Here is an 818-nt window from a genome sequence, read left to right on the forward strand (position 1 = left end):
GGGCATCGACATCTGCGAAAGTTATAAACGCCAGGGCTTTGACACGAGCGTTGAGGTTTGCATCCACTACCTGGTATTCGATGAGGAAAATACCGTTCGCGAGCGCGGTGGCTTGGCCAAGGGTAATCCGCCGATTCGTTCTTCAGTGGAAAAAGAGAAGCTGTGGCATTTCCTGGCGGCGGGAGCCATTGACCTTGTCTCGACCGACCATGTGGCTTGGTCACTCGATCGAAAAAACAACCCGGACATGCTCGCCAACGCCTCAGGAGGGCCAAGTCTGGAGGTGATGGTACCGGCTTTGGTCAAGGGCTGTATGGATCGCGGCGTGGATTTGTCGATCGCCGCGCGAGTCCTTGCCCACAATCCTGCTCGCCACTTCCGACTGGCTGGGCAAAAGGGCGCGCTTGCTGTCGGTTCAGACGCAGACTTCAGTATCATCGACCCGGCTCTCGCCCCATGGCGGGTGGCCGCTTCAAAAACTGTTTCGGACTGGAGCCTCTATGATGGAATGGAACTGCCTCAGATAAAAGAAAGCTATTTGCGAGGTACCCGCATTTGGGATGGCAAGAACGTCCTCAACCTTGCAGGATCCGGCCACTTTCTTCGCCCTTCCATATGGGGGGCTGGCCGATGAGTGCCTCCCTCAAGCATCCCAAGATCCCGATCAATTTGCAACGACTCGCGGCTCGCCTGGATTTGCTGGCGGAATTTACAGAACCGGACAAACCGTGGACGAGGCTTGCATTCTCGGACCTGCATCTCAAAGCCCGCCAATGGCTTCGCAACGAAATGCACGACCTTGGGCTGACGACCAACAT

General features: G+C 56.4%; 1 protein-coding gene and 1 pseudogene. Both read left to right on the forward strand.

Annotation, left to right across the window (positions count from 1 at the left end; genetic code table 11):
• On the forward strand, positions 1 to 634 hold a 634-nt coding region (locus EN935_RS38360), incomplete at its 5' end, for a dihydroorotase family protein (RefSeq protein WP_164771841.1).
• Positions 631 to 818, forward strand: a pseudogene (locus EN935_RS41670) (Zn-dependent hydrolase); the annotation flags it as partial. The gene EN935_RS38360 and the pseudogene EN935_RS41670, both read left to right, overlap by 4 nt.

Source organism: Mesorhizobium sp. M7D.F.Ca.US.004.03.1.1 (assembly GCF_003998635.1).
In the GTDB taxonomy this organism is placed as follows: Bacteria; Pseudomonadota; Alphaproteobacteria; order Rhizobiales; family Rhizobiaceae; genus Mesorhizobium; species Mesorhizobium loti.